Source organism: Streptomyces sp. NPDC053432, from assembly GCF_055585365.1.
On sequence record NZ_JBVJKF010000002.1, the window covers coordinates 227,399 to 249,538 of the forward strand.

The window sequence follows — 22,140 nt, forward strand, 5'->3', positions numbered from 1 at the left end:
GGCGCGCGGTCCGGCCGGTCACCTCGGCGGGGTCAGCCGCTCCCACAGGAAGGTGTGGACGAGTGCCTCGTTGAAGGCGGTCTGCCCGTGGTCGGTGGCGCCCGCGTGGCCCCCGCCGAGGTGCTCGTGGAAGAGGACCGGATGCCCGTGCTCGCGCAGCCGGGCCGCCATCTTCCGGGCGTGGCCGGGGTGGACCCGGTCGTCCCGGGTCGAGGTCAGCAGGAGCAGCGGCGGGTAGGCGGGCCCGTCCGTCCGGACCTGGTGGTACGGGGAGATCCGTTCCAGGTGGGTCCGGTCGGCCGGGTCGTCGGGGTCGCCGTACTCGGCGATCCAGCTGGCACCGGCCAGCAGCTTGTGGAAGCGGAGCATGTCCAGCAGCGGAACGTGGGCGACGACCGCCCCGAAGAGCTCGGGGTCCCGGGTGAGCATCGCGCCCATCAGCAGCCCCCCGTTGCTGCCGCCCTCGATGCCCAGCTGGGCGTGCGTGGTGATGTCCCGGGCGACGAGGTCCCGGGCGACGGCGGCGAAGTCCTCGTACGCCCTGACCCGGTTCGCACCGAGGGCCGCCTTGTGCCAGGCGGGCCCGTACTCGTGCCCGCCCCGGATGCCCGCGACGGCGTACGTGCCGCCGCGGGCGAGCCAGGCCCGGCCGGTGACCGCGCTGTAGCCGGGAACCATGGAGACCTCGAAGCCGCCGTACCCGTAGAGCAGGGTGGGCCCCGGGCCTGCGCCGTCCTCGGGGCCGACGACGAAGTAGGGCACGCTCGTGCCGTCCGCGGAGGTCGCGAAGTACTGGCGCACCGCGAGGCCGGAGGTGTCGAAGAGGGCCGGCTCCTGCTTGAGGCTCTCGCTGTCGCCGCCCGCCGTGCCCCGGTAGAGGGTGGAGGGCTGGAGGAAGCCGCTGACGTGGTGGAAGTACTCGTCACCCGCGTCGGGATCGGTGCAGGTCACCGAGGCCGTGGACAGCGGCGGCACGCCGGAGAGGGGTGCGCGGTCCCAGCCGTCCGTGCCCGGGGTGAGCAGCTCCATCCGGGAGGAGACATCGGCGCGGGTGCTGAGGATGAGGTGGTTGGCGGTCCAGCTGTAGCCGTCGAGCGCGGTGCGCTCGTCCGGGGTGAACAGCACCTCGGCCTCCCGCCCGCCCGCGAGGAACTCCTCGAACCGGAACGCGAGCAAGGTGCCCTCGGGGTGGCCGAGCCACGGCGACTTGGTGGTGACGGTCAGCCAGTCCCGGTGGACGTGCGCGCCGGCGTCGTCCGGGACGTCGACCTTCACCGGCGGAGCGTCGGCGTCCCCGGGGAGGAGGAACAGCTCCTGCCGCCAGAAGTCGATCTGCCGGTGCACGAAATCGCGGTCGAAGCCGGGGGTGTCGTCGTGCCAGCCCGAGGCCGACAGGTCGGTGTCCCGCCCCTGGTAGACCAGCTCCGCCTCGGCGAGCGGCGTGCCGCGCCGCCAGCGGCGCACCTGGAGGGGGTAGCCGGAACCGGACATCGAGCCGGGACCGAAGTCCGTGCCGATCCAGATCCGGTCCCGGTCGATCCAGCCGATGCGGGTCTTGGCCTCGGCGACCGTGAATCCGTCCGGGACGAACTGCAGGGTCTCGAGGTCGAACTCGCGCACCACGCACGCGTCGGCGCCGTCGCGCGACAGCATGACGAGCGCGTGCCGGTACTCCGGGGCCAGCACGGCCGCGCCCGCCCAGGCCCACTTCTCCCCCTCGGCCCCGGCGAGGGCGTCGAGGTCCAGGAGCACCTCCCAGGCCGGCCGCTCCGTGCGGTACTCCTCCAGCGTGGTGCGGCGCCACACCCCGCGCACGCGGCCGGCGTCCTGCCGGAAGTCGTACAGGTGCGCGCCGCGGCGGACGACGTAGGGGATCCGGCCGTCGTCGTCGAGGACCTCGCGGATCTCGCGTTCCAGCACCTTGAACCCGGGCTGCCCGGTCAGTGCGGCGACGGTCTCGGCGTTGCGCTCCCGCACCCAGGCGAGGGCTTCCTCGCCGGACACGTCCTCCAGCCAGAGGTAGGGGTCTTCATCACTCATCCGCCGATTGTGCAGGATGCCGGGCCCGCCGACGGTCCTCGCGCAGGGCCGTGTGCACCGCCCAGACCACCGAGACCAGGGGGACGGCGACCACGGCCCCGACCACTCCGGCCGCGATGGTCCCCGCGACGACGGAGATCGCCACCACCAGCGGGTGGAGCTGGACCGCCCGGCTCATCACCAGCGGATGCAGCACATGGCCCTCCAGCTGGCCGATGACGACGATCAGCGCGATCACCACCCCCGCGACCAGCGGCCCCTTCGCCGCCAGCGCGACGACGGCTGCGACCGCCAGCGCGACCGGTGATCCCACGAGGGGGACGAAGGCCGCGAGGAACTCCAGCAGAGCCAGCGGCAGGGCCAGCGGGACCCCGAGGATGAACAGGACCAGCCCGACGAGGACGGCGTTCACGGCCGCGATGACGACGATCCCGTGGGTGTAGCCGGTGAAGGTCCGCCAGGCCACTCCCCCGGCGAGGCCCACGCGCTCCCGCGCCGGCGCGGGCAGCTGCTCGCGAAACCACGCCCACTGCCGGTCGCCGCCGTAGAGGAAGAGGACCGAGCAGAAGACGGCGAGGGCGATGACGGTGAGCACGTGCACCACCTGCCCGGCCCCGCTGACCGCCCGGCTGAGCAGCGCGGAGCGGTGTGTGGCCAGGTACTCGCCGACCTTCGCCTGGAGGTTCGAGAGCGCGCCCGGGTCCATCCGGAACGGCGGCCTCCGCAGCCACTGCCCGATGCTGTCGAGTCCCTCGCGGAACTCGCGGGCCAACGTGGCGCTCTCCCCCGCCACCGCCTCCCCGACCAGCGTCAGCACGCCCAGCAGCAGCACGGCGCTGCCGACGAGGCTAAACGCGACGGCGATCGAACGGGGCACCCTGCGCGCCAGGCCCCGGGTGAGCGGCGACAGCAGTGCCGTCACCACGAGGGCGAGGAAGAGCGCCACCGCGATCTCGTGGAACCGGCCCAGCACGGCGAAGACCGCGTACACGGCGGCGCCGACGACCAGCAGGCGCCAGGCGTACGACGCGGCCGTACGCAGGAAGGGTGACACCGGCTGCATGGTCCATGGCTCCCACGGCGGAGCCGCGTTGCCACGCGCCGGGCGCCGGATTCCCCCGTCCGGGGCGATACCGGCGGGCCGCCGGCCCGGGCCCGCCGGGGACCGAAGCGGATATTCCGTTGCCCGCCCCCGGGCGGGGCGAGCAGGATGGCCGGTCGTGAACAGATCCCGTTGGGCCGCCGTCCTCCCCGACCTCTCCCCCTGGCGGTCCGGCCCCGATTTCCGGCTGTTGTTCTACCAGGGCACGGTCACCTTCTTCGGCTCGTTCATGGCGATGATCGCGCTGCCGCTCCAGATCAAGCACCTGACGGACTCGCCGTTCGCCGTGGGCGCCATGGGCGCGGTGGAGCTGGTTCCGCTGGTGGTGTGCGGGCTGTACGGGGGCGCGCTCGCCGACGCCGTCGACCGGCGGCGGATGATCCTGCTGACCGAGGCCGGGCTCGGGGCGCTCGCGCTCGTCCTGCTGGTGAACTCGCTGCTGCCGCACCCGGTGCTGTGGCCGCTGTACGTGGTCGCGGCGGGCGTGTCGGCGCTGACCGGGCTGCAGCGGCCGGCCCTCGACTCCCTGATGGCGCGGATCGTGCCGCACGACCAGCAGACGGCCGCCGCCGCGCTGAACGGGCTGCGCTACCAGTTCGGCGCGATCGCCGGACCCTCCCTGGCCGGCGTGGTCGTCGCGTACGCCGGTTACCCCTCGGCGTACGCGGTCACCGTCGCCGGGTTCCTCGTCTCCGTCCTGCTGTGCCGGCGGCTGCGTCCGGCTCCGCCGGTGGCGGGTGCCGGGCGCCCGTCGCTGAAGGGGATCGCGGAGGGTGCGCGGTACGCGTGGAGCCGGCCCGTGCTGCTCGGCACGTACGCCGTCGACCTCGCGGCGATGTTCTTCGCCTTCCCGAACGCCGTCTACCCCTTCCTCGCGGACGAGCTCGACGCGGTGTGGGTCCTGGGCCTGATGTACGCGGCGGGTGCGGTGGGCTCACTGCTGCTGGGGCTGACCAGCGGCTGGCTGTCGCGGGTGCGCCGGCACGGGCTGCTCGTGGTGTGCGGTGCGGCGGTGTGGGGGCTGGCGGTCGCGGCCGCCGGCTGGTCCCCGGACATCTCGCTGGTGCTGCTGTGCCTGGCGGTGGCGGGCGCCGGGGACATGCTGAGCGGGCTGGGGCGCGGGACGATCTGGAACCAGACGATCCCCGAGGAGCTGCGGGGGCGGCTCGCGGGCATCGAGGTGCTCTCGTACAGCGTCGGACCGCAGCTCGGCGCGGTCCGGGCGGGCGCCGTGGCCGGCTGGACCGGTACCCGTTCCGCCTTCTGGAGCGGTGGTCTGGCCTGCGTGGCGTCGGTGACTCTCCTCGCGGCGCTGCTGCCGAAGCTGGTGTCGTACGACTCCGGCACCGACGAGGACGCCCGGCTGCGGCGCGCCGAGAAGGAGCGGGAGGAGCCCGTCTTTCAGCCGTAGTGCGCGCGGGCCGCCGGCGCCCGAACTGCCCCCGCCCCGGGGCGAAGTGACGGATGAGGGGCCGGGCGGGGCCGGGCCACTACGCCCGTAGACCCTTGCGCGGTTACTCGCGAGGAAACACGGCCTTTGGCTATGGTGAGCGCCCCGCCGACCGGGTGACCTTCGGATCCCATGAACAAGCACGGATCCGGCGCCCCGATCGAAGGAAGTCCCACCAATCCGGGACGCATTCGCACAGTGCGCAGCGACGCGGTGCCGGCAACACCGCCCGGCGTCGGCTCCGCACCATCCGGCCTGCCCTCGCCCTGCCATCCAGGGCTCGAGAGGCGGCGGTCTTCTCATTCACCTACCTCGCAAGGCAAGGCAGAGATGGCACGCATCACCTCACCGTCCTCCCGGCGGTCCTCCCCGCAGCAGTCCCACCCCGTCGACGAACTGCTGCCGGCCTCCCGGCTCGCGCTCTACGGCTTCCAGCACCTCCTCGCGTTCTACGCGGCGGCGGTCATCGTCCCGGTCCTCGTCGGCAACGCGCTCGGCCTCTCCCGCCAAGAGCTCGTCCACCTCATCAACGCCGACCTCCTGACCTGCGGCATCGCCACGATCATCCAGGCGCTGGGCGTCTGGAAGGTCGGGGCCCGGCTGCCCCTGGTCCAGGGCGTCACCTTCACCGCGGTCTCCCCCATGATCGCCATCGGGACGGGCGCGGGCGGCGGCACGGCCGGCCTGCTCGTCGTCTACGGAGCGGTGATCACGGCGGGCATCGCCACGTTCGCGTTCGCCCCCGTCTTCAGCAAGCTGGTCAAGTACTTCCCGCCGGTCGTCATCGGCACGATCCTCACCATCATCGGGATCACGCTGATCCCCGTGGCCCTGCAGGACGCCGCCGGCGGCGCCCACCTGATAGGCACCCCCGCCTACGGGACTCCGAAGAACCTCGCCTACGCCCTGGGCACCCTGCTCTTCATCCTCTCGATGGTCCGGATCGGCAGGCCGTTCCTGTCCAGCCTCGCCGTCCTGCTCGGGCTCGTCGGCGGCACGGCGGTGGCGTGGGCCTTCGGTGACGCCGACTTCTCGGCTGTCGGCGAAAGCGACTGGTTCGGGGTCACCACGCCCTTCCACTACGGCATGCCGCGCTTCGAGCTGCTGCCGATCGTCGCGATGCTCGTGGTCATGCTGATCACCATGGTGGAGACCACCGGTGACGTGTACGCCATCGGCGAGATCACCGGCAAGGAGGTCGACGCCGACACCGTCGCCCGGGCGCTGCGCGCCGACGGCGCGGCGACCGTCCTCGGCGGTGTCCTCAACTCGTTCCCGTACGTGGCCTTCGCGGAGAACATCGGCATCGTGCGCATGTCCAAGGTGATGAGCCGGTACGTGGTCGTCGCGGCCGGGCTGTTCATGGTCGTCCTGGGGCTGCTGCCGAAGGCGGGCAGCCTGGTCGCCTCGATCCCGCACCCGGTCCTGGGCGGGGCGGCCATCTCCATGTTCGGCATCGTCGCCGCGGTCGGGGTCCAGATCCTGGGCAAGGTCGATCTCCGGGAGGAGCGCAACACCCTGATCCTGGCGGTCAGTCTGGGCGCGGCCCTGCTGCCGACGACGGTCGCGCCGTTCTTCGACCGGATGCCGGACGACGTAAGGGCCGTCCTCGACAGCGGGATCACGCTGGGCGCCCTCACGGCCATCGTCCTGAACCTGCTGTTCAACGTCTTCACCAGCCGCAGCACGATGGAGATCGACTGGGACGACCTCGGGGAGCCCGCCCACTGAGGCGGGGTCATCCGTGGGCCGCGCGCCGGGACCCCCTCCCGGCGCGCGGCGTGCTGCCGTCAGCCGCCCGGGAGGAAGGGCGGCGCTTCGCCCGCCTCTCCGATCAACTCCCAGAAGTGGTCGACGAGTCGGCGCAGGAACGCGGCGCGTTCGGCCGCGATCTCCTTGAGCCGGGCGTCGTTGTTGCGTGCGACGAGATGGCCCATGTAGCGCTCCGAGAACCCGGAGAACTCGGCGTGCATCGTGCGCAGCGCGTCGCCCACGCTGGTCTCGTCGACGACGACGATCTCCGCCACGGGCTCGACGTACGTCTTCCAGCGGCCGGCGACGGCGGCGCGCAGGCACTCCTCCAGTTCCTCCACCCGTCCCATGATTCCCACGAGCCCCCGGAGGGACAGTCCCAGCGCCTCGACGAGCGCCCTGGTCTGCCGGGCGTCGCCGTGCCATTGCCCCGCGTCCTCGGCCGCGCGGTACTCGAAGGGGTCCATGCCTATGCGGTACGCCAGCCGCCCGACGGTGAGCTGCCGGGCCAGCCGGTGCTCGGCGAGGGTCCGCGGCCGGACTCCCATGAGCGTGGTCGTGTCGCACCACAGGGCGGCGGCGAGGGCGAAGAGCTGCTCGTCCGTGGGCACGTGGGAGCCGTGCTCCCAGGCCGCGACGAACTGGGGGTGGACGGGGACGCCGCAGGCGGCCATCGACTGCGCCACCTGTTCGGACGTCAGGCCCATGCGCTCACGCGCGGATCTGGCCTCTGCAGGGGAGAACGGAGTGCTGTACACGTACGAGACACCTCGCAACACCCTCGGACGCGGGGGGCGTGCGAGGAGGGGACGGATTGATGGATGAACACCAAGCGCGGGCACACTAACAGATGTTCAGCGGGGTGGAACCATCAATTCACCTTGGATTTGAAGGCTGTACACAGCTACAACCTCCTGACACAAAGTCAGGGCAGGCGGACACCCCGGGCCGTGATCCAGAGTTCGTACCACTCCTCGTGCGTGAGGTCCGGCTCGCGGGTCGCCGCGTCGCGGCAGGCGCGGATCCGCTCCGGCCGCGAGGTGCCGATGACCGGCGCGATGGCGGCGGGGTGCCGGGCCAGCCACCACAGCAGCACCGACTCGGGGGTGGTGTCCTTGCGCGCGGCGAGCTCGGCGAGGAGCGCGGCGGTGGCCCGCTCGGCGGGCGTCTCCTGGAGGCCGGTGTACCGGCCTTTGGCCAGGGCCCCCCAGGCCTGGAGGCGGATGCCGTGGTCACGGCAGTGCTCCAGCGTGCCGAAGGGGAAGCCGTTGTCCGCGGAGCCGGGTGTGTTGACCAGCACCCCGGCCTCGACCCAGTCGCGCCGGTACAGGCTCATCTCCAGCTGGTTCGCCACCAGCGGCACGTCGAGCCGGGCCTGGAGGTGGGCGATCTGAGCGGCACCCATGTTGGACACGCCGAAGTTCCGTACGAGGCCCTGCCGGTGCAGGGAGGCGAGGGCCGACGCGATCTCGTCCGGGTCGGCCAGCGGGTCGGGCCGGTGCAGCAGCAGTACGTCGATGTGGTCGGTGCGCAGCCGGGCCAGGCTCTCCTCGACCCGCCGGGTGATGGTCCGCCCGCGCAGGTCGTACATCCCCGGACGCTCCCCCTCGGGCAGCCGGATCCCGCACTTGGTCTGGAGGGTGATGCGTTCGCGCAGCCCCGGTGTCCGGGCCAGCACCTCGCCGAAGACGGCCTCGGACTTGCCGCCGCGGTAAATGTCGGCGTGGTCGAAGGCGGTGATCCCGCTGTCGAGAGCCGCGACGACCGCGGCCTCGGCGGCATCGATGTCCGCCGCACCGTAGGGCTCGTCCCCCCAGCTTCCGCCCAGCCCCATGCACCCGTACAACACCCGCTCGCCCACACCCGCATCAGCCGTCATGGGCCCACCCTAGAAGGGCCGCTCCCGGGCCCCGAAGAGCGCCCGGCCTCGTACTACCTGGGGAGTACGCCGGAACCGCCACTCCGGGGTGACGCGGGTGACGGCGGGTGCGCTCTAGCGTGGCTTCATGGACGAGCAGTACGGGCGCCCGGGCCCTCCGTGGCGGCGATGGGTGGAGCGGACCGGGCGGAGCCCGGCCTGGCGCTCGGCGCTGCTCGTCGCCGTCGTCGCCCAGGTGGGCTCCGGATGGGCCGATCGGGCCCAGACCGGGCGGGTGTCGCTGGACTGGTTCGGGCGGCTCCTGCTGCTGCTCGGGCCGGCGCTGCTCGTCGTGCGGCACCGGCATCCGGTGGCCGTGGTGTACGCGGTCGCCGCCGTCGATCTGGTGTACCTCGGGGCGGGCTACCCCTACGGCCCGGTCTTCATCAGCGTGGCCGTGGCCTGCTTCGCCGCCGTGGTCGCCGGCCGCCGAAGAGCCGCCTGGGGCGCCGTCGGACTGCTGTGGGCCGGGCACCTGCTCATCGCCCACTGGCTCTACCGGTGGCTCCCGCCCGCCGGGGACGGACCGGCGCCCTGGGCGCAGGAGCTGGGCATCACCGCCTGGGTGCTGGCCATGCTCGCCCTCGCCGAGGTGGTCCGCGCGCGCCGGGAGCAGTGGTCCCGCGAGCGGGCCGAGCGGGCGGCGGCCGAGAAGCGCCGCGTCGGCGAGGAGCGGCTGCGGATCGCGCGCGAGCTGCACGACGTCCTCGCCCACAGCATCTCGGTCATCAACGTCCAGGCGGGGGTGGGGCTGGCCCTCCTCGACACGGATCCCGAGCAGGCGCGTACGGCGCTGACCACCATCAAGGCGGCCAGCAAGGAGGCGCTCGGCGAGGTCCGCCAGGTCCTCGACACCCTGCGCGCCCCCGGGGACGCCCCGCGCGCTCCGGCCCCCGGCCTCGACCGGCTGCCCGAGCTGGTGGAACAGGCCGCCGCGGCGGGGCTCACCGTCGGGGTGACCGTCGACGGCACCCCCAGGCCGCTCGCGCCCGGCATGGACCTGGCCGCCTTCCGCATCCTCCAGGAGGCACTGACCAACGTGGTGCGGCACTCCGGCTCGCGCACCGCGCGCGTCGGCATCGGCTGGCAGCCGGGCGCACTGCGGCTGTGCGTGGACGACGAGGGCCCGCCCACCGCGGACCCGGCGGGCGGCAGCGGCAACGGTCTGATCGGCATGCGCGAGCGGGCTGCCGCCCTGGGTGGCAGCATCGAGGCCGGTCCGCGTCCGGACGGCGGTTTCCGGGTGGTGGCGCGGCTCCCGCTGACGGCCGTTGCGAAGGAGGAGGCTCCGTGATCCGAGTGCTGCTCGCCGACGACCAGCTGCTGGTGCGGGCGGGCTTCCGGGCCCTGCTCGACGCCCAGCCGGACATCGAGGTGTCCGGTGAGGCCGCCGACGGGAACGAGGCCGTACGACTGGTCCGCGAGCTGCGCCCGGACGTGGTGCTGATGGACATCAGGATGCCGGTGCTGGACGGGCTGGCCGCCACCCGAAGGATCACCGCGGACGGGGCGCTCGCCGGTGTCCGGGTGGTCATGCTCACCACCTTCGAGCTCGACGAGTACGTCTTCGAGGCCATCCGTTCCGGCGCCTCGGGCTTCCTGGTCAAGGACACCGAGCCGGCGGAACTGCTGCGCGCGGTCCGTGCGGTGGTCGACGGCGACGCCCTGCTGTCCCCGGGCGTCACCCGCAGGCTGATCTCCGAGTTCGCGGCCCGCTCGAAGCAGCCCTCCGCCGCGGCCGGGCTGGAGCGGCTCACCGACCGGGAGCGGGAGGTGATGGCGCTGGTCGGGATGGGCCTGTCCAACGGGGAGATCGCCCGCCGACTGGTGGTCAGCCCGCTCACCGCGAAGACGCACGTCAGCCGGACGATGGTGAAACTCGGCGCGCGCGACCGCGCGCAGCTGGTCGTCCTGGCCTACGAGTCGGGGCTGGTGCGGCCCGGCTGGCTCGGCTAGGGGGTGTTGTGAAAGTCCTGTGCGGTGCCCGCGGTGTCCGGTGCGTGCTCTCGGCGTGCCGGGCGAAGCCCCTCGTACTTGGGCGTACTCGGGGCTTCGGCCGGTGCGGCGAGAGCGCGTGCCGGGCGCCGTGGGCGCCGTGCGGGACTTTCGCAACACCCCCTGGTGCCGGCGTACTCCCGGGGGAGCAGACGGGGTCCAGCCGGCCGTAGGACGACCCGGGGCCCCTGCCGGAGCGACTCTCGGAGCAGGACGAGAGGTCCACGCTTCCAGAGGAGTCGAACCGCCATGAACACCTTCACCACCCTTGCCTACGACGGGCCCGGCCCGTGGGTGCTGCTCTTCCCGCTGATCTGGGCGACGGTCGTGATCACCGTCGTCACCGTGCTGCGCCGCACCGTGTGGCGCGGGCGCCGAGGGCCGTGGGCGAGCCGGGGCGCCGCCTACGGCGAGCACTCCCCGATCGCGGTCCTGGGCCGCCGCTTCGCCTCCGGCGAGATCGACGAGGACGAGTACTGGCGCCGGCTGTCCGTCCTGGACGAGCAGTTCGGCCGCTCCCTCAGGGACGGCGCGGCATGACCCGCCGGTGACGTGCCGGTCAGCCACGATCCGGCGCCCGTGGAACGGGAGGAACGGCCCGCTGACCGGCCGGACGGCCGGTCAGCGGGCCTTACGCGCCGTGTCCGCCACCTCGATGATCGTGTCCATGAACAGCTGGGCGCGGACGGATTCGCTGCCGGTGGGCCACATGAGCCCGTACCGGATGGGCGGTGCGTCGCGGAAGGGGACGAAGGCGACTCCGGGGTGCATGTGGTGGTGGACGGCACGCGCGCAGACGGTGGTGACGCCCTTGCCGGCGCTGACGTCGGGGAGGACCTCCTGCCAGTAGGTGACGGCGCGGCCGCGCGGGACCGGCTTGCCGGAGGGCGTACGGGAGGGGAAGTGCGCCTCCAGCCAGTAGTCCGGGACGTTCCCCTCGACGGTGATGAGCGGGGCCAGGGCGTAGTCCTCCAAGGACACGGTCTCCTGGCGGGCGAGCGGGTGGTCCGCGGGGACGAGGAGGGCGCGGGGCTCGTTGAGGACGACGGGGCCCGTGGTGATGTCCGGCTCGATGATCGGGAACTCGGAGAGCTGGAGGTCGAGTTCACCGGCGCGCAGCGCGCCGATGGGGTTGTGGATGAGGACTTCCTTGATGCGGACGTCGACGTCGGGGTGGCGCATGCGGAAGAGGTCCGCGGCCCGGACGACGAGGTCCCCGCACCACAGGGTGGTGTAGCCGACGCGCAGGGTCCCGCCGACCGCGCCCGTGGCGGCCATGGCCTTCTCCAGGCCGGCCTTCAGCTGGTCGTAGGCGGGCCGCAGGTCGTCGTGGAGCTGCCGTCCGGCCGGGGTGATGGTGACCGTACGGCTGGTCCGGGTGAACAGCGGGGTGCCTATGCGGCGTTCCATCTGCTTGAGCGTCTGGCTGACCCGGCCGGTGCTGACGTGCAGCCGGGCCGCCGCCCGGCCGAAGTGCAATTCGTCCGCGAGAGCGAAGAGCGTCTCCAGCTCGAACCGTTCCAGCATGCCGCGCTCCCATCGTTGAGTCTGCCTAAAGGACGCGTTCCATGATCGCTCCTTGATGAGCCGGAAACCAACCAGCAGGGTATTCATGGGCGTTGCTCGGACAGCGCTTTCCGGAGAACACCGGCCGAACCCCTTTCTGGAGGCATGGGCATGAGCAAGCTGGTTGCGGTGACCTACCTGTCGATGGACGGGGTCGTGGAGGAACCCTCCTGGACGGCGCCGTTCTGGAACGACGACCACGGCAAGTTCCAGGCGGGACAGCTGGCCCGCAGCCGGGCGCTCGTGCTGGGGCGCAGGACCTTCGAGGAGATGGCGCGGGTGTGGCCCACGATGGGGGACGCCGACGAGGGCGCGGCCCGGATCGGCAACATGCCCAAGTACGTAGCGTCGACGACCCTGCGGAACCCGCAGTGGAACGCGGCGGTCCTGAAGGGGGACGTGGCCGGGGAGGTGGCCAGGCTCAAGAGCGAGCCCGGCCGGGACCTCCTGGTCTACGGCAGCGGCCGGCTCCTGGGCCACCTGCTGTGCCACGGCCTCGTCGACGAACTCAAGCTGTTCCTGTACCCCGTCGTCGTGGGCGGCGGGCGGCGGCTCTTCCCCGACCACGGCGCGTCCACGACGTGGAACCTCGCCGGTACGACCACCTTCGACTCGGGCGCGGTCGTCCTCGACTACCGCCCGGCCGCGGTGGGCGGCCCGGTGACCGGGCCCGCGCCGTGACACCGGCTCAGCGGGTGGCCTCGGTGATGTGGCGCGGGTCGAACCCCTCCGCCGTCCGGACGAAGGCCCGCAGCAGGGCGCTCTCGTCCGCGGTGGGCCAGACCAGCGCCCATTCCGTGACCGGGGCGTCGTGGATCGGCAGGAAGGAGATCCCGGGCGGGGTGTAGTAACGGGGGACGTGCGCGTTGACGGGACAGGCGATCTGCCCCGCCACGACGAGGGCGAGGACCTCGTGGAAGGTACGGCCGACCGGCCCGCGCCCGATGCGGCGTCCGAGCGGGGTGCAGGCCGGGATCATGGCCTCGAACCAGTACCTGGGCACCTCGGGGCCCGGGTCGAGCAGGCGCAGGTCCCCGAGGTCCTCCATGGAGACGGTCCCGCGCTCCACGAGGGGCGAGTCGGTGGCGATCGCGAGCACGCGGTCCTCGGTCAGCAGGGTCGCGCCGACGCTCAGGTCGGGTTCGTGGACGGGCCGCCACATCAGCTGCACGTCGGTCCTGCCGGTGCGCAGCGGAGTGAACGGTTCACTGAAGTGGATTTCCAGCACCTCGACGTCGCATTCGGGGTAGCGGGTCTGGAAGGCGTCGATCACAGGGCGCAGTTCCTGCCCCAGTACACCCATCACGCCCAGTCGCAGTGTCCCCCGCACGCCCAGCGCGGCCTCGCTCGCCCGGGCGAGCCCTCCCTGGATCAGGTCGTACGCCTGCTGGAGCTCGGCGCGCAGGACCTTGCCGACGGGAGTCAGCGTCACCGCGCGGCTGGTCCGGTCGAAGAGGGCGGCGCCGATGCGCCGTTCCTGCTTCTTGATCGCCTGGCTGACCCTCGGCGGGGAGACCCTCAGCCGTTCGGCCGTCCTGCCGAAGTGCAGTTCCTCGGCCAGGGTCAGGAAGATCTCTATGTCCCTCAGTTCCATGGCCGCCCCCGTACCGCGATAACCGCAAGGTTATTGATCAACTCGCCGATTCTACGTTGATCGCGAGTTCCCGCGGGCGGAGAGTGTCCATGCCCGGCGCATTCCCCGTCCGACGGCGGGCGCTGCTCCGCCGGCCCCCGCTCCCCCTATTCGCTGGAGGAATCGATCATGCGCAGCCGCCCACCCGCGGGAGGGGAAGGACAGCCGTGAGCGACAGGCTCGACATGACCGTGATGTACGCGACGCACAACAAACTGCGACGGGAACTGGCCCACATCGCCCGGGCCACAGCCCGGTTCGACTCGGATCCCCGGTGCATCCTGCGGGTGGGCGCCGACTGGGAGTTGTTCAGGCGGGCCCTGTCCGCGCACCTGTCGGCCGAGGACGACGCGCTGTGGCCGCCGCTGCGCCGGGCCCTAGAAGGCAGCCCGTTCGACCTGGCGCGGCTGGAGGCCCTGGAGGCCGAGCACGCCGCGATCGCCTCCCTCGTCGGTGCCGTCAACGGGGCCCTGACCGCCCCCGGCATCGGGCTCGACCTGTTCGGCGAGCTCACCGAAGCCCTGCTGTCCGGTCTCGCCGGTCATCTCGACCACGAGGAGGACACCGTCTTCCCCCTGGTCCAGTCCGTCCTGGGCCCGGACGTGTGGCGGCACTTCACACAGGTGCACGCCGTGCGGGTCGGTCCGTACGCACCGCAGCTGCTGCCCTGGCTCCTGGACGGCGCCGACGACCGGACGGTCTCCTTCGTGCTGGCCTCGTTCCCCGCGCCCGCCCGTCGGGCGTACGAGCACCGGTGGCGGCTCTCCTCCGGGACAGCCTTCTGATGTCCGTCCGTTCACAACCCTCGAGGAATCCCTTATGTGCAAGCGCTTCGACGTCGTCGTCCTCGGTGCCGGCCCCGGCGGTTACGTGGCCGCCGTCCGCGCCGCCCAACTCGGCAAGCGGGTGGCGGTCGTGGAGGAGAAGTACTGGGGCGGCGTCTGTCTGAACGTCGGCTGCATCCCGACGAAGGCGCTGCTGCGCAACGCCGAGCTGGCCCACCTGTTCACGCACGAGGCGAAGACCTTCGGCATCGAGGTGGAGGGCAGCGTGTCGTTCGACTACGGCGCCGCCTTCCGGCGCAGCCGCCAGGTGGCCGACGGGCGGGTCAAGGGCGTCCACTACCTGATGAAGAAGAACGGCATCACGGAGTTCGACGGCCGGGGCACCTTCCTGGACGCGAACACCCTGGAGGTCGCCCAGTCGGACGGCACGATCTGCACGATCTCCTTCGACCACTGCATCATCGCGACCGGCGCCACGCCGCGGCTGCTGCCGGGCACCCGGCGCAGCGAGCGCGTGGTCACGTACGAGGAGCAGATCCTCAGCGAGGACGTCCCGCGGTCCATCGTGATCGCGGGGGCGGGCGCCATCGGCATCGAGTTCGCGTACGTCCTGCACAACTACGGCGTGAAGGTCACCGTCGTCGAGTTCCTCGACCGCATCGCCCCGCTGGAGGACGCCGACGTGTCGGCGGAACTCGCCAAGCGGTACCGCAAGCTCGGCATCGACGTGCTCACCTCGACCAGGGTCGAGTCGATCGACGAGTCGGGCCCGCGGGTGCGGGTGACGGTCACCGGGAAGGACGGCGCCCGGAAGGTGCTGGAGGCCGACAAGGTGCTGCAGGCGATCGGCTTCGCGCCGAACGTCACGGGCTACGGCCTGGAGGCCACGGGCGTACGGCTGACCGAGCGCGGCGCCATCGACGTCGACGGGCGCTGCCGCACCTCGGTGCCGCACCTGTACGCCATCGGCGACGTCACGGCCAAGCTGATGCTCGCGCACACCGCCGAGGCCATGGGCGTCATCGCCGCGGAGACGATCGCGGACGCCGAGACGATGGAACTGGACTACCCGATGATCCCGCGGGCCACCTACTCCCAGCCGCAGATCGCCAGTTTCGGCTGGACCGAGGCGCAGGCCCGGGAGAAGGGGTTCGACGTCAAGGTCGCCAAGTTCCCCTTCACCGCGAACGGGAAGGCGCACGGCCTGGGCGACACGGCCGGCTTCGTGAAGCTGATCGGCGACGCCACGCACGGCGAGATCATCGGTGCCCACCTGATCGGACCGGACGTCACCGAGCTCCTGCCCGAACTGACCCTCGCCCAGCAGTGGGACCTGACCGTGCACGAGGTCGCCCGCAACGTGCACGCCCACCCGACGCTGGGCGAGGCGGTCAAGGAGGCCGTGCACGGACTCGCCGGTCACATGATCAATTTCTGACGGACCCCACCGCCCCCACTGCACCGAAGGAAGGAACCCACCATGCACACCACGGACGGAAACGCCGGGCGAGTCTGGTTCATCACCGGCGCCAGCCGGGGCCTCGGCCGCGCCTTCGCCGACGCGGCACTGGCCGCCGGCGACCGTGTGGCGATCGCGGCCCGTACCGTCGGACCGCTGGAGGAGACGGCGGCCGCCCATCCGCGGCGGGTGCTGCCCCTGGCCCTGGACGTGACGGACCGCGACGCGGTGTTCGCGGCGGTCGGCGAGGCGGTGGGGCACTTCGGGCGGCTCGACATCGTCCTCAACAACGCCGGCGCGCTGTCGATGGGCATGGTCGAGGAGTTCACCGAAGCGGAGGCCCGGGCCCAGCTGGACCTCAACTTCTTCGGAGCGCTCTGGGTGGCCCAGGCGGTGATGCCCACCCTGCGCGCCCAGGGCTCCGGGCACATCGTCCAGACGTCCAGCATCGCCGCCCTGGGCGGCTTCCCCTCCACCGGTCTCTACAGCGCGAGCAAGTTCGCCCTGGAGGGGCTGAGCGAGGCGCTCGCGATGGAGGCCGCCGGCTTCGGCGTGAAGGTCAGCATCATCCAGCCGGGCGGCTACTGGACGGACCTGTACGCGGCCATGCACAGCACGAGCCCGCTGGAGGCCTACGCACCGCTGCGCGCCGAGCAGGAGCAGCAGTACGCCAAGGGTTCGGTCGACAGCGATCCGAAGCTCGCCGCGGAGGCGCTCCTGCACCTCGTCGACAGCGAGGAGCCGCCGCTGCGCCTCCTGCTGGGCAACATGGCCTACGACCTGGCCTTCGACATCGCGCGCAAGCGGGTGTTCACCTGGGCCGCCTGGGAGCACGTCAGCCGCGCCGCGGAACACGCCGTCCCCGCACCCGGTTCCACGGCCCTGGCCGGGGCCGGGGGCGCGGCGGGCTGAGCACTCCGTCCGGGATCCGCGCGGGTCCCGGACGGACCCCTTCCCGCCACCGGGGCTCAGGGGCGGCCGCCCACGGGGGTGGTGGCCGCCCGCCGGGTCGTGACGCGGAACATCGAGGGGTCGGGGTACGTCGCCTCCTCCGCCCGCAGCACCTCCTCGACCGTCTCCCCGAAGGAGGGCTCGAAGAGGTCCACCGATCCGAGCAGCCGCAGCCCGCTCACGGTCGGGTCGAGCAGGGGGCGGGCCATCCGGGCCGCGCCGCCCGCCAGGGCGGTGAACCCCTTGCACGCCATCTCGTACCGACCGGCCACCCGGTCCTCGAAGCCCGCGCTCGCGTAGCCGACGATCAGCGCGAGGTCGGCGAGGAACTTGCGGGCGCCGCGCGCCATCTCCTCCGCGCCCTGCAGGGTCTGGACGGAGCCGCCCGCCACCTTGAAGTCGTCGCCGTTGCGCTGGAGACCTCGCGCCTCGTACACGGCCAGCGCCTCCTCGAAGAGCCGGCCCGCCTCGTCGACGCTCTTCATCGCCGTCACGAGCTGCTCGATGTCGATCTCGCGCTTCACGCTGCCTCCTGATCCGGGACTGTGCTGCACCGACCGTAGGAGGCGAGGTGTCCGCTGCGGAACACCCCTGCGGCAACGAGATCTCCTGGGTTCCGACGGCACCCCGGACCCCTCCCCCGCCCCGCGCGCCCAACTCCCGACGCGGTCTTGCGGGTTGGAGCGGAGGTCTCAACAATGCGCATGACAACCGAAGGATCTTCGGTCGCGTTCTGTCCTCAGAGGGGAACCCCCACATGAAGAAGCCTCTCGTCGGCGCGTCACTCACCCTGCTCCTGATCGGAGCCGCCGCCGCACCAGCCGTGGCCGCACCCGGGGAGACCGCCGTCGCGGTCGACTTCGCGGGCACCGTCGCGCTCAGCAACTGTTCCGGCTCCGTCGTCCGCGCCCCCGGCTCGCAGCCGAACGACCCGGCGCTCGTCCTGTCCAACGGGCACTGCCTGGAGACGGGCTTCCCCGCGGCCGGCGAGGTCATCAAGGACCAGCGGTCCAGCCGCTCCTTCACCCTGCTCAACTCGGCCGGCTCCAGGGTCGCCACGCTGCGCGCGAGCAAGATCTCGTACGCGACGATGACCGACACGGACATCTCGATCTACCAGCTGACCAAGACGTACGCCCAGATCCAGAGCCAGTACGGCATCGGCGCGCTCACCCTGAACGACGCGCACCCGGTGCAGGGTTCGGCGATCAGCGTCGTGTCCGGGTACTGGAAGCGGATCTACAACTGCGACATCGACGGTTTCGCCTACCGCCTCAAGGAGGGCGACTGGACCTGGAAGGACTCCGTCCGCTACACCTCGTCCTGCAACACCATCGGCGGCACCTCCGGCTCGCCCGTGATCGACAAGGCGACGGGCAAGGTCGTCGCCGTCAACAACACGGGCAACGAGGACGGCGCGAGCTGCACCGTGAACAACCCGTGCGAGGTGGACGAGAACGGCAACGTGACGGTCCGACAGGGCATCAACTACGCGCAGGAGACGTACATCATCGTCCCCTGCATAGGCCCCAAGAACGTGATCGACCTGAACCGCCCCGGCTGCACCCTGCCCAAGCCGTAGCGGCCACCGCCCGGGCCCGAGTCTCCCCGCCCGGACCGAAAAGCCCCACGGCCGGGGCCCGGGCGGGGATACTCGGACGCGTGGAACTGCACATCGATCACCGCTGGCTGCTGGAGCGGCAGGAGGCCCTGTTCAAGGACGTGGCAGTGGCCGACCACTCCGCGCTGGTCGCCGCCGTCGCCCGGCACCGGGTGAACACACCCAGCCTGGACGTGGACGACCCGGACGCCTACTGGCGCGCGGCCGCGCTCCTGGAGGCGATCGTGCTGCTCCGCCCGCTCCCGGGTTCCAACGAGTACTTCGCGTACGGGGTCGCCGTCGCCTACATCGAGGCGTCCGGCCGGACGGTGGAGGCCTCCTACGAGCAGTGGCGCGAGCTCATCACGGACATCCGCACGCTCCGCGCCACCGTCTACGAGGTCGCCGACCGCCTGCGCTCCTGGCGCACGGCCTGACCCCGCTCAGCGCCTGCGCTGGGCGGGCGTCCCGACCAGGAGGGCGTCGCTGACGAGCCGGGCGCCCCGGGCGAGACGGCCCAGCTGTTCGAGCTCCACCGCGTACATCCGGATCGTGTTCTCTATGACCGACTCGGCCATGCCCATCATGGGCAGTTCGGCCCTGCTGGTCTGCATGGCCACGCGCACCGCGCGCATCTCGTGCTGCAGCTGGAGCTGTACGTGCCGGGCCAGGAGCGCGTGATGGCGGGTCAGGGTCAGATAGCTGCCGTAGCGGGCCGGGAGGAGGTCCCGCAGCCAGCGCGTGGCGCTGCGTTCCCAGTCGTGGGTCCCGGGGGCCTTGACCTGGAGGGGCCAGTCCGGGCTGCGCGTGAGGGTCGCGGTCTGGGGCATTCTCGTCACTTCCGAGTGGTGTCGAACTCTGATCGAGACGTTGCTTGGGGGGCGGCCTCGGCCCAGGGGTTGACCGAGGCCGCCATGGGCGCTCTGCGGGATCCGAAAGCCTGGACTCGGCGCCCGGCCCGACGTGAGGAGGTTCGTCGTACCGGCCGCCCGTTCAGGAGGACCTGGGGAGGGTCCTCCTTGGCATCGTGGTAGATCCGGAGCGCCGTCGTCAGTAAACATATATACCGTCGAGTAAGCAAGGGTATGAAAAATTTCATGCACCTCGCGGCGTGAATATGTCCAGGTCCAAGCCGTTTCGAGGGGCTGAAGGACCGGTTCCGCCGCCCGGGCGGGCCCTACAGGAAGAAGTGGTGCTGCTCCGCGGCGTGCTCGTACTGCTCCAGCCGGGCCTGGGTGCGCTCCGGATCGGCGTCGGCCATCGACTGCAGCAGGGCCGCGGAGAGCATCCCGGGGGCCGCGTAGGAGTCGAACACCAGGCGCGAGCCGGTTCCGGCGGTCAGCACCACGTCAGCCTCGTCCACCATCGGCCCCACCGTGGGGTCCGTGATCAGTACGACGCGCAGCCCGGTGCTGCGGGCGGACCGGAGCGCAGCCAGGGTCTCCTTGGCGTGCCGGGGCATGGCGAAGGCCAGCACCCAGGTGCCGCCGGCCTCCCTGGACTGGAGCAGGGCGTCGAAGGCGACGCTGCCGCCGCGGGTCACCAGGCGCACGTCGGGGTGGATGCGCCGGGCCGCGTACGCGAAGTACTCCGCCAGCGAGACCGAGATGCGCAGGCCCAGGACGGTCAGGGGCACCGAGGCCGCCAGATCGCGGCCGATGTCGAGCACCTGGTTGGTGTCGGCGAGCAGCCGGCGCACGTTCTCCAGGTTGTCGATCTCGGCGTCGACGGCCGCCTGCAGCTCGTTGCGCCGGATCTGCTCGCGGGTGTCGGGGGCACCGGCGACCGCGCTCAGCGCGATCGGCTGGAGCACGTCACGCAGGGCCGGGTAGCCGCTGAAGCCGAGGGAGACGGCGAACCGGGTCACCGAGGGCTGGCTGACGCCCACGCGTTCGGCGAGCTCGGTGATCGAGAGGAACGCGGCCTCGGTGAGGTGGTCGATCAGGTACTGCGCGATGCGGCGCTGGCCGGGAGAGAGCCGGCGGCCGTCGAAGAGCGCGAGGACCCGGTCGGCCGGAGGACGGACCGTCTCGGACGATTGGCCGCTCGGCTTGATCGCCGCCGCTTGCGCGCGTGCCTGCTGCCCCGATGACACGGGAGGGCCTCCTTCTCACCACACTCGCGCTCAAACATAGCTCACCGGCCGCCGCACGAAGATCAATCCTGGGCTCTGGCGGTGACCGGGGCGTCCGTGCGGTCGCCCAGGAACTCGTACCAGCGGCGCTGCAGGCACAGGTAGCGCGTGTCCGCCTCGACGAGGTCCAGGAAGGAGCCGATGGTGACGCCGAGCCGCTCGGCGAGCCCCAGGTCTGCGAGGGAGCCGTCGTCCTCGAAGGCGTGGTGGGCGCCCGCCAGGCTGAACATGTCGGGGTACACGCGGGCGCCGAGGTGCTCCAGCGGCACCCGCAGGGCCCAGAGCCCGCGGTTGCCGCCGACCATCGAGGGCGAGGCCGAGACCAGGAGGGTCTGCTTGTCCTTGAAGGGCTGCGGGCGGTAGCGCGAGACCCAGTCGATGGCGTTCTTCAGCACCCCCGGGACCGAGGCGTTGTACTCCGGGGACGCGATGACCAGGGCCTGCGCGGCCTCGATCCGCGCGCACAGGGCCAGCGCACCGGGCGGCAGCCCCTCGTCGGCCTCCGCGTCGCCGTCGTAGGGCGGCATGGGGAAGTCGCCCAGCGCGGCGGGGTCGGCGACCGCCCCGGCCCGGCCGATCCGGCCGGCCACGAGTGACGCGAGCCGGGCGTTGACCGATCCGGTGCGGGAGGACCCGGACAGGACGAGCACGCGCAGCGAGCCCCGGCCGTGGTCACCGTCGTGCGGACGGGCCGGATCCGTCGGGAAGTGGTCTGTGCCGTGGTCGTCGCCACTGCCGATCGGGGTCATCGCCGTCTCCTGGTCTTCCGGTCTTCCTGCGGGGGGCGGGTGGGGCACGCGCGGCGGGACCCGCACACGCGGGTGTGCGGGTCCCGTCCGGGCCGCCGGGTCACATGGCGCGGGGGTTCTCCCAGCGGTAGAACTCGTGGGCCATCGCGTCCTTCGGGCTGCGCCAGGTCTCCGGGTCGTGCGCACTGACGTACGCGGTGAGCCGGTCGCTGAGCTGCCGGAACTCGGGGTGCTCGGTGACCTTGGCGATGGCCGGGCCGGGGGGCCGGTCCGACTCGATCAGGTGGAGGTACACGTCGCCGAACTGGAACAGGCTGCGGTTGGTGACCCCGACGAGGTGCGGGAGTTCACCGGCGTCCGAGTCCGCGAACAGACCTGCGATGTCGGGGGCCGACCCCGGCGCCATGCGGGCGACGATGAGAGCGCGGTGCTTGCTGTGCATCCGGGTGTGCGCCTTTCGTTCCTACTCGTTTCTACGCGTTCCTATGCGTTCCTACGCGTTCGTGCTCGTGCCTGCCCGGGCCTACCGACGGCTGCTGACGGATTCGCGGCTCTCGCGCTCGCGCTGCTCGATCTTGTCCCGGATCAGCGCCATCTGGATCTTGGAGTTCTTGTTGATGTTGTCGGTCATCCAGGCGTCGTCGACCGGGGCCGTCGGCTTCATCGCGAAGTCCTGGATCCACTTCATCCGCGTGCCGCCACCGGGCACTTCGGAGTACTGCCAGTGGATGTCCATGTGGGCGAACGGGCCGGTCTCCACGCGCCGCGCCCTGACCTGGAGGCCCTTGCGGTCGACGGTCCGCTCCGAGACCCAGCTCCACACGGTGCCGTTCTCGTCGGGGTGCATGGTCAGCCGGAAGCGGGTGGTGTCCCCCTCCTGTTCGAGGATGTCGAGGGAGGCGTACTCGCTGAACAGCTTCGGCCAGTTCGGGAGGTCGTTGGTCACCTCCCACACGAGGTCGACGGGCGCGTCGACGTGGATCTCGTTCTCGGTGTGTCCTGCCAT

At 71.8% G+C, this 22,140-nt stretch carries 23 protein-coding genes; 11 read left to right on the plus strand and 12 right to left on the minus strand.

All coding sequences use genetic code 11. The annotated features are described in order from the left end of the window. Nucleotides 1-18: 18 nt before the first annotated feature. The gene (locus ACZ6Y1_RS04120; RefSeq protein WP_469622455.1) at nt 19-2,040 is read right to left on the minus strand and encodes a prolyl oligopeptidase family serine peptidase; all 2,022 of its coding nucleotides are present in this window, start codon (nt 2,038-2,040) and stop codon (nt 19-21) included. After that, nucleotides 2,033-3,103 carry an AI-2E family transporter gene (locus tag ACZ6Y1_RS04125; protein ID WP_469622459.1) on the minus strand — a complete coding sequence of 357 codons (1,071 nt, stop codon included), beginning with the start codon at nt 3,101-3,103 and terminating at the stop codon, nt 2,033-2,035. The genes ACZ6Y1_RS04120 and ACZ6Y1_RS04125 overlap by 8 nt, the downstream gene beginning before the upstream one ends. A gap of 157 nt (nt 3,104-3,260) precedes the next feature. Here ACZ6Y1_RS04125 and ACZ6Y1_RS04130 point away from each other — a divergent pair, with 157 nt between their 5' ends. Beyond that, complete coding sequence (locus tag ACZ6Y1_RS04130; protein WP_469622462.1) at nt 3,261-4,553, plus strand: MFS transporter; 1,293 nt, start codon at nt 3,261-3,263, stop codon at nt 4,551-4,553. Between the two features lie 369 nt (nt 4,554-4,922). Continuing rightward, nucleotides 4,923-6,323 carry a nucleobase:cation symporter-2 family protein gene (locus ACZ6Y1_RS04135; protein WP_469622464.1) on the plus strand — a complete coding sequence of 467 codons (1,401 nt, stop codon included), beginning with the start codon at nt 4,923-4,925 and terminating at the stop codon, nt 6,321-6,323. A 59-nt stretch (nt 6,324-6,382) separates the two neighbouring features. Here ACZ6Y1_RS04135 and ACZ6Y1_RS04140 read toward each other — a convergent pair whose 3' ends face one another. Both ACZ6Y1_RS04140 and ACZ6Y1_RS04145 read right to left on the minus strand, forming a co-directional pair. Next, nucleotides 6,383-7,102 (minus strand): helix-turn-helix domain-containing protein, encoded by a 720-nt coding sequence (locus ACZ6Y1_RS04140; RefSeq protein ID WP_469622467.1) that lies wholly within the window; start codon nt 7,100-7,102, stop codon nt 6,383-6,385. A 167-nt stretch (nt 7,103-7,269) separates the two neighbouring features. After that, a complete protein-coding gene (locus ACZ6Y1_RS04145; protein WP_469622475.1) occupies nt 7,270-8,223 on the minus strand; it encodes an aldo/keto reductase in 954 nt (317 codons plus the stop codon). A 127-nt stretch (nt 8,224-8,350) separates the two neighbouring features. Between ACZ6Y1_RS04145 and ACZ6Y1_RS04150 the strand changes: the two genes are divergently transcribed. The 3 genes from ACZ6Y1_RS04150 to ACZ6Y1_RS04160 all read left to right on the plus strand — a co-directional run bounded on the left by ACZ6Y1_RS04150 (nt 8,351) and on the right by ACZ6Y1_RS04160 (nt 10,797). Then, complete coding sequence (locus ACZ6Y1_RS04150) at nt 8,351-9,556, plus strand: sensor histidine kinase (protein ID WP_469622478.1); 1,206 nt, start codon at nt 8,351-8,353, stop codon at nt 9,554-9,556. Further along, entirely contained in the window at nt 9,553-10,218 is a 666-nt protein-coding gene (locus ACZ6Y1_RS04155; protein ID WP_469622484.1) for a response regulator transcription factor, read from the plus strand. Before ACZ6Y1_RS04150 ends, ACZ6Y1_RS04155 begins: the two co-directional genes overlap by 4 nt. Nucleotides 10,219-10,506: 288 nt before the next feature. After that, nucleotides 10,507-10,797: an SHOCT domain-containing protein gene (locus ACZ6Y1_RS04160; RefSeq protein ID WP_469622487.1), complete on the plus strand. Its 291-nt coding sequence runs from the start codon at nt 10,507-10,509 to the stop codon at nt 10,795-10,797. Between the two features lie 81 nt (nt 10,798-10,878). Here the strand turns inward: ACZ6Y1_RS04160 and ACZ6Y1_RS04165 are convergent, their stop codons facing one another. After that, nucleotides 10,879-11,784: a LysR family transcriptional regulator gene (locus ACZ6Y1_RS04165; RefSeq protein ID WP_469622491.1), complete on the minus strand. Its 906-nt coding sequence runs from the start codon at nt 11,782-11,784 to the stop codon at nt 10,879-10,881. Between the two features lie 150 nt (nt 11,785-11,934). Here ACZ6Y1_RS04165 and ACZ6Y1_RS04170 point away from each other — a divergent pair, with 150 nt between their 5' ends. Continuing rightward, nucleotides 11,935-12,504, plus strand: a complete 570-nt coding sequence (locus ACZ6Y1_RS04170; protein ID WP_469622496.1) for a dihydrofolate reductase family protein — start codon at nt 11,935-11,937, stop codon at nt 12,502-12,504. A gap of 7 nt (nt 12,505-12,511) precedes the next feature. Here ACZ6Y1_RS04170 and ACZ6Y1_RS04175 read toward each other — a convergent pair whose 3' ends face one another. Next, nucleotides 12,512-13,417, minus strand: coding sequence for a LysR family transcriptional regulator (locus ACZ6Y1_RS04175; protein WP_469622499.1), 906 nt, complete (start codon nt 13,415-13,417; stop codon nt 12,512-12,514). A 206-nt stretch (nt 13,418-13,623) separates the two neighbouring features. Between ACZ6Y1_RS04175 and ACZ6Y1_RS04180 the strand changes: the two genes are divergently transcribed. The 3 genes from ACZ6Y1_RS04180 to ACZ6Y1_RS04190 are packed head-to-tail and all read left to right on the plus strand — an operon-like array spanning nt 13,624 to nt 16,612. Then, entirely contained in the window at nt 13,624-14,241 is a 618-nt protein-coding gene (locus tag ACZ6Y1_RS04180; RefSeq protein WP_469622504.1) for a hemerythrin domain-containing protein, read from the plus strand. Nucleotides 14,242-14,275: 34 nt separating this feature from the next. Continuing rightward, the gene (gene lpdA, locus ACZ6Y1_RS04185; RefSeq protein ID WP_469622507.1) at nt 14,276-15,679 is read left to right on the plus strand and encodes a dihydrolipoyl dehydrogenase; all 1,404 of its coding nucleotides are present in this window, start codon (nt 14,276-14,278) and stop codon (nt 15,677-15,679) included. Nucleotides 15,680-15,721: 42 nt separating this feature from the next. Beyond that, nucleotides 15,722-16,612: an SDR family NAD(P)-dependent oxidoreductase gene (locus tag ACZ6Y1_RS04190; RefSeq protein ID WP_469622510.1), complete on the plus strand. Its 891-nt coding sequence runs from the start codon at nt 15,722-15,724 to the stop codon at nt 16,610-16,612. Nucleotides 16,613-16,668: 56 nt separating this feature from the next. Here the strand turns inward: ACZ6Y1_RS04190 and ACZ6Y1_RS04195 are convergent, their stop codons facing one another. Further along, nucleotides 16,669-17,175, minus strand: a complete 507-nt coding sequence (locus ACZ6Y1_RS04195) for a hypothetical protein (RefSeq protein WP_469622515.1) — start codon at nt 17,173-17,175, stop codon at nt 16,669-16,671. A 233-nt stretch (nt 17,176-17,408) separates the two neighbouring features. Between ACZ6Y1_RS04195 and ACZ6Y1_RS04200 the strand changes: the two genes are divergently transcribed. Then, nucleotides 17,409-18,233: a S1 family peptidase gene (locus ACZ6Y1_RS04200; protein ID WP_469622518.1), complete on the plus strand. Its 825-nt coding sequence runs from the start codon at nt 17,409-17,411 to the stop codon at nt 18,231-18,233. Between the two features lie 80 nt (nt 18,234-18,313). Beyond that, entirely contained in the window at nt 18,314-18,688 is a 375-nt protein-coding gene (locus tag ACZ6Y1_RS04205) for a toxin Doc (RefSeq protein ID WP_469622521.1), read from the plus strand. A 6-nt stretch (nt 18,689-18,694) separates the two neighbouring features. Here the strand turns inward: ACZ6Y1_RS04205 and ACZ6Y1_RS04210 are convergent, their stop codons facing one another. The 5 genes from ACZ6Y1_RS04210 to ACZ6Y1_RS04230 all read right to left on the minus strand — a co-directional run bounded on the left by ACZ6Y1_RS04210 (nt 18,695) and on the right by ACZ6Y1_RS04230 (nt 22,140). Then, entirely contained in the window at nt 18,695-19,081 is a 387-nt protein-coding gene (locus ACZ6Y1_RS04210) for a hypothetical protein (RefSeq protein WP_384583548.1), read from the minus strand. A gap of 347 nt (nt 19,082-19,428) precedes the next feature. Beyond that, entirely contained in the window at nt 19,429-20,346 is a 918-nt protein-coding gene (locus ACZ6Y1_RS04215) for a MurR/RpiR family transcriptional regulator (protein ID WP_469622525.1), read from the minus strand. Between the two features lie 62 nt (nt 20,347-20,408). Next, nucleotides 20,409-21,041 carry an NADPH-dependent FMN reductase gene (locus ACZ6Y1_RS04220; protein WP_469623667.1) on the minus strand — a complete coding sequence of 211 codons (633 nt, stop codon included), beginning with the start codon at nt 21,039-21,041 and terminating at the stop codon, nt 20,409-20,411. Nucleotides 21,042-21,234: 193 nt separating this feature from the next. Then, nucleotides 21,235-21,576, minus strand: coding sequence for a TcmI family type II polyketide cyclase (locus ACZ6Y1_RS04225; protein ID WP_469622528.1), 342 nt, complete (start codon nt 21,574-21,576; stop codon nt 21,235-21,237). A gap of 81 nt (nt 21,577-21,657) precedes the next feature. Then, a complete protein-coding gene (locus tag ACZ6Y1_RS04230; protein ID WP_469622531.1) occupies nt 21,658-22,140 on the minus strand; it encodes an SRPBCC family protein in 483 nt (160 codons plus the stop codon).

What these genes read in the sequence shown, in the direction of transcription:
- ACZ6Y1_RS04175 (WP_469622499.1), bottom strand. Translation starts at nt 13,417, where the DNA reads ATGGAACTGAGGGACATAGAGATCTTCCTGACCCTGGCCGAGGAACTG.
- ACZ6Y1_RS04225 (WP_469622528.1), bottom strand. Translation starts at nt 21,576, where the DNA reads ATGCACAGCAAGCACCGCGCTCTCATCGTCGCCCGCATGGCGCCGGGG.
- ACZ6Y1_RS04200 (WP_469622518.1), top strand. Translation starts at nt 17,409, where the DNA reads ATGAAGAAGCCTCTCGTCGGCGCGTCACTCACCCTGCTCCTGATCGGA.
- lpdA (WP_469622507.1), top strand. Translation starts at nt 14,276, where the DNA reads ATGTGCAAGCGCTTCGACGTCGTCGTCCTCGGTGCCGGCCCCGGCGGT.
- ACZ6Y1_RS04170 (WP_469622496.1), top strand. Translation starts at nt 11,935, where the DNA reads ATGAGCAAGCTGGTTGCGGTGACCTACCTGTCGATGGACGGGGTCGTG.
- ACZ6Y1_RS04120 (WP_469622455.1), bottom strand. Translation starts at nt 2,040, where the DNA reads ATGAGTGATGAAGACCCCTACCTCTGGCTGGAGGACGTGTCCGGCGAG.
- ACZ6Y1_RS04150 (WP_469622478.1), top strand. Translation starts at nt 8,351, where the DNA reads ATGGACGAGCAGTACGGGCGCCCGGGCCCTCCGTGGCGGCGATGGGTG.
- ACZ6Y1_RS04135 (WP_469622464.1), top strand. Translation starts at nt 4,923, where the DNA reads ATGGCACGCATCACCTCACCGTCCTCCCGGCGGTCCTCCCCGCAGCAG.
- ACZ6Y1_RS04210 (WP_384583548.1), bottom strand. Translation starts at nt 19,081, where the DNA reads ATGCCCCAGACCGCGACCCTCACGCGCAGCCCGGACTGGCCCCTCCAG.
- ACZ6Y1_RS04125 (WP_469622459.1), bottom strand. Translation starts at nt 3,103, where the DNA reads ATGCAGCCGGTGTCACCCTTCCTGCGTACGGCCGCGTCGTACGCCTGG.
- ACZ6Y1_RS04190 (WP_469622510.1), top strand. Translation starts at nt 15,722, where the DNA reads ATGCACACCACGGACGGAAACGCCGGGCGAGTCTGGTTCATCACCGGC.
- ACZ6Y1_RS04165 (WP_469622491.1), bottom strand. Translation starts at nt 11,784, where the DNA reads ATGCTGGAACGGTTCGAGCTGGAGACGCTCTTCGCTCTCGCGGACGAA.
- ACZ6Y1_RS04145 (WP_469622475.1), bottom strand. Translation starts at nt 8,223, where the DNA reads ATGACGGCTGATGCGGGTGTGGGCGAGCGGGTGTTGTACGGGTGCATG.
- ACZ6Y1_RS04230 (WP_469622531.1), bottom strand. Translation starts at nt 22,140, where the DNA reads ATGGCAGGACACACCGAGAACGAGATCCACGTCGACGCGCCCGTCGAC.
- ACZ6Y1_RS04160 (WP_469622487.1), top strand. Translation starts at nt 10,507, where the DNA reads ATGAACACCTTCACCACCCTTGCCTACGACGGGCCCGGCCCGTGGGTG.